We start from the raw sequence: 7,133 nt of genomic DNA, 5'->3' as shown, positions 1-7,133 counted from the left end.
GTCCCGCTGCCCCGAGCTCGTCGCCGCGCGGCGCACCGACGACGGCGGGTGGGAGCTCGTCGTCGTGCGCCACGGCCGGCTCGCGGCCACCGCCCGCGTCGACCGGCTCACCGACCCGCGCCCCGTCGTGACCGCGCTGCGCGCGAGCGGCGAGCACGTCGCCCCGCCGCCCGTGCCGAGCCCTGCCGCGCACCCCGAGGAGACCGACCTCGTCCTCACGTGGCTCGAGCAGCCCGGGGTGCGGCTCGTCGAGGTGCCCGGAGGCTGGTCGATGCCGGCGCGCAGCGCCGTCGCGGTCGGCGACCCGGCGGCCGCCGTCGGCGACGCCGCACGTCGCGCGCAGGCCGACGCCGCTGGTCGCGCGGTCGGCGACACGCTTCCTCGCCCGCACCTCGCGCTCGTCGCACCGTCGCCGGGCACGGCATGATGGGCGGCATGCTGACCGCCATCGTGCTCATCGACACCGACGCCGCACGGATCCCGGAGGTCGCCTCCGCGATCGCCGACATCCGGGGGGTCAGCGAGGTCTACTCGGTCACCGGCGAGGTCGACCTCATCGCGGTCGTGCGGGTGCGCGAGCACGAGGCGCTCGCCGACGTCATCGCCGACAAGGTCGGCAAGGTCGAGGGCGTCGTCCGCACCCAGACCTACATCGCGTTCCGCACGTACTCGCAGCACGACCTGGAGACCGCCTTCGCCCTGGGGCTGGAGGACTGAGGCGGAGCGCAGCGCAGGGTGCGGGCCGCAGGGCGGCACGCGCCCGGAGCGGAGCGCAGCCTCAGTCCGACCACAAGCACAGCGACTGAGGCGTAGCCCCCGGCACAGAGCGGGCCGCAGGGTGGCACGCGCCGATCGCGGAGCGCAGCCTCAGTCCGACCACAGGCACAGCGACTGAGGCGGAGCGCAGCGCAACCGCGCTCCCAGCGGCTACGGCCACGTCACTGACCTCGCGCCACCGACGTCCGCGTGGAAGGTGCGCCGCGTCTGGTGCGACAGACCTTCCACGACCCAGTCCCCCGTCAGGCGCTCGCCGCCCGCCACCTCTCCAGCGCCGCAGCCGCCGCTCCGCTGTCGATCGACTCGCGGGCGAGGGTGGTCGCGGCGTCGAGCCGCTCGAGCAGCGTCCCGGCACCGAGTCCCGGCAGCGTGCCGTCGGCGACGAGCGCCGCGGCGGTGTTGAGGACGACGGTGTCGCGGACGGGTCCCGCCTCGCCGCCGAGGAGCCGCCGGGCGACGTCGGCGTTGTGGGCGGCGTCGGCGCCGCGCAGGTCCTCGAGGTCGACGTGCGCCTGACCGAGGTCCGCCTGCCAGTCGACGACGTGCTCGTCGGTGCGGCCGTCGCGGACCTCCCAGAGGCGGGTCGGGCCGGTGGCGGCGATCTCGTCGAGGCCGTCCTCGCCGCGGAAGACGAGGGCGTCCTTGCCGCGGTCGGCGAAGACGCCGGCGATGAGCGGCGCCATGCGCGCGTCGGCCACGCCGATGGCGGAGGCCTGGGGCTGGGCGGGGTTGGACAGCGGGCCGAGGAAGTTGAAGACGGTGCCGATGCCGAGCCCGGCGCGGGCGGCGGCGGCGTGCCGCATGGCGGGGTGGAAGCGTCCCGCGAAGCAGAAGGTGATGCCGGCCTCGAGCGCGATCGCGGCGACCCGCTCGGGCTCGTGGTCGAGCCGGATGCCGAGCTCCTCGAGGACGTCGGCCGAGCCGGACGACGACGACGCGGCCCGGTTGCCGTGCTTGACGACGCGCAGCCCGGTGCCGGCGACGACGAGGGCCGACATGGTGGAGATGTTGACGGTGTGGGCGCGGTCGCCGCCGGTCCCGACGATGTCGACGGTCCGGCCGGGGACCTCGATCCGGACGGCGTGCTGCAGCATCTGGTCGGCGAGCCCGCGCAGCTCGTCGACGGTCTCGCCCTTGGCCCGCAGGGCGACGAGGAAACCGGCGACGCGGACGGGTTCGGCCTCGCCGCGCATGATCTCGTCCATCGCCCACGACGACTGCTCGCGCGTCAGGTCGTCGCCCTGGACGAGGGCGGTGAGCAGGTCGGACCAGGTGCGCGCGGCGTTCATCCGGCGACGGCCTGGCGGCCCACGAGCGACACGACGGAGTCGTGCAGCTGCTCGGGGTCGAGGGGCCGGCTGACGACCGCGTCGGCGTGCGACCAGTGCGCGAGCCACGCGTCCTGGGGGCGTCCGGTGAGGAGCAGGACCGGGGGGCACCGGTAGACCTCGTCCTTGAGCTGGCGCCCGAGCCCCATGCCGCCGACCTTGTCCGCCTCGCCGTCGAGGATGAGCAGGTCGAGCCCGCCGGCCTCGGTCGCGGTGATCGCCGCGTCGGCGGTCGCGACCTCGAGCCACTGGATGTCCGGCTCGCCGCGGCCCAGGCGACGTCCGACGGCGAGGCGCACCTGGGCGCGCGCGTCGACGTCGTCGCTGTACAGGAGGATGCTCGGGCCGGTGGCCTCGGGCTGCTGTCCGTGGTCGGGCTGGGCCGTGCTCATGGTCGTCCCTCACTCGTCGTCGACGTGGCGTCCGAGGGGAATCTTGGCACGGCGACCGGCCGGTCCGGGCGACGTCCGTCCCGTGTGGCGGCCGACGACATAGCACGCGGCTCGGCGCAGCCCACGCGGAGCTCGTCACCGTGTCGCGCCCCGTCACGGCGCGACGGACGACCGACACCCGGCGAGTGCCGCACGAAGACGCCGATCGGGCGGCGGTGACGCCGGTCGCGGGGGCCGAGATCGTGACGGTGTGACATATCCCGCGCGCCACGAGGTAGGCCCAATGGCCCATGCGGCGCGTCCATCGGCCATAATGACGACGTGTCGACCGCCATGGCTGCCCCTCGCACCGCCCCTCACGTGAGCGTCAACCGACCCAACCCGGTGTCGGTGGGGACGATCGTGTGGCTGGCCAGCGAGCTCATGTTCTTCGCCGGCCTCTTCGCGATGTACTTCACCCTCCGGGCAGCGGTGCCCGAGGAGTGGGCGGAGCAGACCCAGAAGCTCAACCTGACGTTCGCGTTCATCAACACCTCGGTGCTGGTGCTCTCGTCCGTCACGTGCCAGATGGGGGTGTGGGCCGCCGAGCGGTTCCAGCCCGTCCGCACGGGTTCGCTCCTGCAGGTCAACCGCTGGGGCATGAACGAGTGGATGGTGCTCACGTACCTCATGGGCGCCTTCTTCATCGGCGGCCAGGTGTACGAGTACGCCGAGCTGGTCCACCACGGCCTGACGATCTCGTCGAGCCCGTACGGGTCGGTGTTCTACCTGACGACCGGCTTCCACGGCCTGCACGTCGTCGGCGGCCTGATCGCCTTCCTGTTCCTGCTCGGCCGCTCGTTCTCGGCCAAGCGGTTCGGCCACCACGAGGCGACGACGGCGATCGTGACCTCCTACTACTGGCACTTCGTCGACGTCGTGTGGATCGCGCTCTTCGCGGTCATCTACCTGCTGCGCTGACGCAGCCCCGGTCGGGCTCGACCCCCGCCACCGTCCCCCTTCCCCCACGTGCGAGACGAGGATCGATCCGTGAAGGCACTCGCAGCCCGCAGGCACGACCGGCGCGCGCCGGTCGTGCTGCTCCTGCTGGCGCTGCTGCTCACCGGCGGGCTGTACGCCGTCCTGGCGCCGACGTCGGCCGACGCGGTGCCGGCGACGGCCGGCGCCGACGACATCGCGGCCGGTGAGAAGCTGTTCCAGGCCAACTGCGCGACCTGCCACGGCCCTGGCGCCGCCGGGACCGACGACGCGCCGTCGCTCGTCGGTGTCGGAGCGGCCGCGGTCGACTTCCAGGTCGGCACGGGGCGTATGCCCATGCAGATGAACGGGCCGCAGGCGATCGCCAAGCCGGTGCAGTTCGACGACGAGCAGATCGCCCAGCTCGCGGCGTACGTCGCGTCGCTCGGCGCCGGTCCCTCGATCCCGACGGACGACATGGTCGACCCGAGCAAGGGCGACGTGGCGAACGGCATGGCCCTGTTCCGCACCAACTGCGCGATGTGCCACAACGCGGTCGGCGCCGGCGGTGCCCTCTCGCAGGGCAAGTTCGCGCCGTCCCTCTGGGAGACGTCGCCGCGCCACCTCTACGAGGCGATGCAGACCGGTCCGCAGTCCATGCCGGTCTTCAACGACGCGACGATCACGCCCGAGGAGAAGCGGGACATCATCGCCTTCATCGACCAGCAGGGTGAGGTGGCCCCCGGCGGGCTCGACCTCGGCTCGCTCGGTCCCGTCAGCGAGGGCCTGTGGGCCTGGGTCGTCGGGCTGGGCCTGCTGATCGGCATCTCGGTCTGGATCGGAGCCAAGTCCTCGTGAGCACGCACGACCCCCACACCGATCTCGTCCCGCAGCACGAGGGCGAGACCCCGGCGACGTTCGCGAACCCCGGGGTGCACGACCACACGCCGCGGCAGGCCGACGTCGACCCCAAGGTCGCCAAGCGTGTCGAGCGCCAGGTGCTCCTGCTGTTCACGCTGTCGATCCTCGGCACGATCGGCTTCATCTGGGCCTACTTCGCGCTGCCGCCGGGTGAGACCCCGGACTCGATGCGCACGTCGAACATCGCGCTCGGCGTGGGTCTCGCGATCTCGCTGCTCGGCATCGGCATCGGCGGGAACCACTACATCAAGGTCCTCATGAGCAACCGGGAGCACGTCGAGGAGCGCCACCCGCAGCGCTCCGACGACGCGACCCGGGAGGTCGCGGTCGCGATGCTGAAGGAGGGCGCGGAGGACGCGGGCGTCACCCGCCGCGGTGCGCTCGTCGGCGCCGGCCTGACGGCCCTCGCGCTGTTCCCGCTCGCGATCGTGCTGCCGATCATCGGCAACGTCGGTGAGGACTGGAACGTCAAGAAGCTGAAGTCGACGATGTGGCGCAAGGGTGTGCGCCTCGCGTACGACCCGTCGGGCCGCCCGATCAAGGCCTCCGACCTGACGATCGGCTCCGTCGCCCACGTCATCCCCGAGGACCTGCACGAGGCCGAGCACCCGCTGGACGAGAAGGCGAAGGCCGTCGTGCTCGCCATCCGTCTGGACCCGCGCGACATCGTGTCGGAGCAGGGCGAGGGCTGGTCGTACAACGGCATCGTCGCCTACTCCAAGATCTGCACGCACGTGGGCTGCCCCGTCGCGCTGTACGAGCAGCAGACCCACCACCTCCTGTGCCCGTGCCACCAGTCGACGTTCGACGTGGCCGACTCCGCGAAGGTCGTGTTCGGCCCGGCCAAGCGCGCACTGCCGCAGCTGCCCATCACTGTCGACGACGAGGGTTACCTGGTCGCCCAGAGCGACTTCCACGAGCCCGTCGGCCCGAGCTTCTGGGAGCGCCTGACGTGACGACGACGACCCCCTCCAAGGTGACGGCACCCCCGTCGCGCGGCGCGCGCGCGGCCGGGGCGACCGCCGACTACCTCGACCAGCGGACCGGCGTCGGCCACGCGGTCAAGTACTTCGCCCGGAAGGTCTTCCCCGACCACTGGTCGTTCTTCCTCGGCGAGATCGCGCTCTACAGCTTCGTGACGCTGCTCATCTCGGGCATCTTCCTCACGCTGTTCTTCGTCCCGAGCATGGCGGAGACGCACTACGAGGGCCCGTGGCCGGCGATGAACGGCGTGGAGATGTCCGAGGCGTTCGCCTCGACGCTGCGCCTGTCGTTCGAGGTCCGTGGCGGTCTGCTCATGCGGCAGATCCACCACTGGGCGGCGCTGATCTTCATGGCCGCGATCGTCACGCACATGATGCGCGTGTTCTTCACGGGCGCGTTCCGCAAGCCGCGCGAGATCAACTGGGTCGTCGGCTTCGTGCTGCTGATCCTCGGTCTCGCCGCCGGCTTCTCCGGCTACTCGCTTCCCGACGACGTCCTGTCGGGCAACGGCCTGCGGATCACGGACGGCGTCATCAAGGCCATCCCGATCATCGGCAGCTACATGTCGTACTTCGTGTTCGGCGGCGAGTTCCCGGGGATGGACCTCATCCCCCGCCTGTTCACGGTGCACATCCTGCTGGTGCCCGCGCTGATCCTGGCGCTCATCGGCCTGCACCTCGTGCTCATGGTCATGCACAAGCACACCCAGTACCCGGGCTCGGGCCGCTCCGACAAGAACGTCGTCGGTTACCCCGCGCTGCCGGTGTACGCGGGCAAGCTGCTGTTCAACTTCTTCGTGGTGTTCGGCGTCATCGCCTTCATGGGCGGCACGATGTCGATCAACCCGGTCTGGAACTACGGCCCCTACGACCCGTCACCGGTGTCCGCGGGTGCCCAGCCCGACTGGTACATGCTGTTCCTCGAGGGTGCGCTGCGCCTCATGCCAGGTCAGACGGAGATCGTCCTCGGGCAGTGGACACTGAGCCTCAACGTGATCATCCCGGCGATGGTCGTGCCGGGGATCCTGTTCACCTTGCTGGCGCTGTACCCGTTCGCCGAGGCCTTCGCGACCGGCGACAAGCGCGAGCACCACGTGCTCGACCGCCCGCGCAACCGTCCGTTCCGCACCGCGTTCGGCGTCTCGCTCCTCACGGCGTTCTTCATCCTGGTGCTCGCCGGGTCGAACGACCTCATCGCGACGCACTTCCACCTGTCGATCAACGACATCACGTGGGTGTTCCGCGTCCTGCTGTTCGTCGGGCCGTGGTTCGCGTTCTGGATCACCAAGCGCATCTGCCTCGGGCTGCAGCGCAAGGACCGCGAGCTCGTCCTGCACGGGCACGAGACGGGTCGCATCGTCCGCTTCGCGAGCGGTGAGTACATCGAGGTGCACAAGCCCCTCGACGCGCACGAGCGCTGGCTGCGCGTGCAGCACGAGGCGATCCGCCCCGTCGAGATCGAGCCGGCCGAGGACTCGCGCGGCGTGCGCCGCAAGGGCTACCGCCTGGACTCGATGCGTCAGCGCCTGTCGCAGGTGTTCTACGAGGACCGGGTCGAGCCGGTCACGCCCGCGGAGCTGGAGGCGGCGCACGCCGCCCACGGCCACCACGGCGAGGTCGAGGCGGCCCCCGAGGCGCACGGCACGCCGGAGCTGGCGGGTGCCTCCGGGCACGTCGGCGGCGGCCACCACCTGGTGGATCCGGAGGGTGAGACAGCCCCGGACAAGCGGAATCGCTGATCCTCGACAAGAGTTGACCGTGGCGTCGGGGGGGGC

7 protein-coding genes and 1 pseudogene are annotated in these 7,133 nt (G+C 71.5%); 6 read left to right on the top strand and 2 right to left on the bottom strand.

The genetic code is table 11. The features are described 5' to 3' along the window. Both CBZ_RS17030 and CBZ_RS17025 read left to right on the top strand, forming a co-directional pair. Nucleotides 1-427: pseudogene (locus CBZ_RS17030) on the top strand (DEDD exonuclease domain-containing protein); the annotation flags it as partial. 8 nt (nt 428-435) lie between these two features. Next, nucleotides 436-717 carry an Lrp/AsnC family transcriptional regulator gene (locus CBZ_RS17025; protein WP_130782673.1) on the top strand — a complete coding sequence of 94 codons (282 nt, stop codon included), beginning with the start codon at nt 436-438 and terminating at the stop codon, nt 715-717. Between the two features lie 302 nt (nt 718-1,019). Here CBZ_RS17025 and trpD read toward each other — a convergent pair whose 3' ends face one another. Next, the gene (trpD, locus tag CBZ_RS17020; protein WP_130782672.1) at nt 1,020-2,066 is read right to left on the bottom strand and encodes an anthranilate phosphoribosyltransferase; all 1,047 of its coding nucleotides are present in this window, start codon (nt 2,064-2,066) and stop codon (nt 1,020-1,022) included. Beyond that, nucleotides 2,063-2,497 carry a response regulator gene (locus tag CBZ_RS17015; protein WP_130782671.1) on the bottom strand — a complete coding sequence of 145 codons (435 nt, stop codon included), beginning with the start codon at nt 2,495-2,497 and terminating at the stop codon, nt 2,063-2,065. Before CBZ_RS17015 ends, trpD begins: the two co-directional genes overlap by 4 nt. Before the next feature lie 333 nt (nt 2,498-2,830). On the opposite strand from CBZ_RS17015, the gene ctaE reads away from it, so the two are divergent. The 4 genes from ctaE to qcrB all read left to right on the top strand — a co-directional run bounded on the left by ctaE (nt 2,831) and on the right by qcrB (nt 7,097). Continuing rightward, nucleotides 2,831-3,457, top strand: coding sequence for an aa3-type cytochrome oxidase subunit III (gene ctaE / locus CBZ_RS17010; protein ID WP_130782670.1), 627 nt, complete (start codon nt 2,831-2,833; stop codon nt 3,455-3,457). A gap of 69 nt (nt 3,458-3,526) precedes the next feature. Beyond that, a complete protein-coding gene (gene qcrC, locus CBZ_RS17005) occupies nt 3,527-4,312 on the top strand; it encodes a cytochrome bc1 complex diheme cytochrome c subunit (protein ID WP_130782669.1) in 786 nt (261 codons plus the stop codon). Then, entirely contained in the window at nt 4,309-5,331 is a 1,023-nt protein-coding gene (gene qcrA / locus CBZ_RS17000; protein ID WP_130782668.1) for a cytochrome bc1 complex Rieske iron-sulfur subunit, read from the top strand. The genes qcrC and qcrA overlap by 4 nt, the downstream gene beginning before the upstream one ends. Beyond that, on the top strand, nt 5,328-7,097 hold the full coding sequence (gene qcrB / locus CBZ_RS16995; RefSeq protein ID WP_130782667.1) for a cytochrome bc1 complex cytochrome b subunit: 1,770 nt from the start codon (nt 5,328-5,330) through the stop codon (nt 7,095-7,097). Before qcrA ends, qcrB begins: the two co-directional genes overlap by 4 nt. Nucleotides 7,098-7,133 lie beyond the last annotated feature (36 nt).

The sequence above is a fragment of the Cellulomonas biazotea genome, from assembly GCF_004306155.1.
In the GTDB taxonomy this organism is placed as follows: domain Bacteria; phylum Actinomycetota; class Actinomycetes; order Actinomycetales; family Cellulomonadaceae; genus Cellulomonas; species Cellulomonas biazotea.
This window is presented reverse-complemented; position numbering and strand designations above follow the sequence as displayed.

Coding starts and splice junctions, on each gene's coding strand:
- CBZ_RS17025 (WP_130782673.1), top strand. CDS start 436: ATGCTGACCGCCATCGTGCTCATCGACACCGACGCCGCACGGATCCCG.
- trpD (WP_130782672.1), bottom strand. CDS start 2,066: ATGAACGCCGCGCGCACCTGGTCCGACCTGCTCACCGCCCTCGTCCAG.
- CBZ_RS17015 (WP_130782671.1), bottom strand. CDS start 2,497: ATGAGCACGGCCCAGCCCGACCACGGACAGCAGCCCGAGGCCACCGGC.
- ctaE (WP_130782670.1), top strand. CDS start 2,831: ATGGCTGCCCCTCGCACCGCCCCTCACGTGAGCGTCAACCGACCCAAC.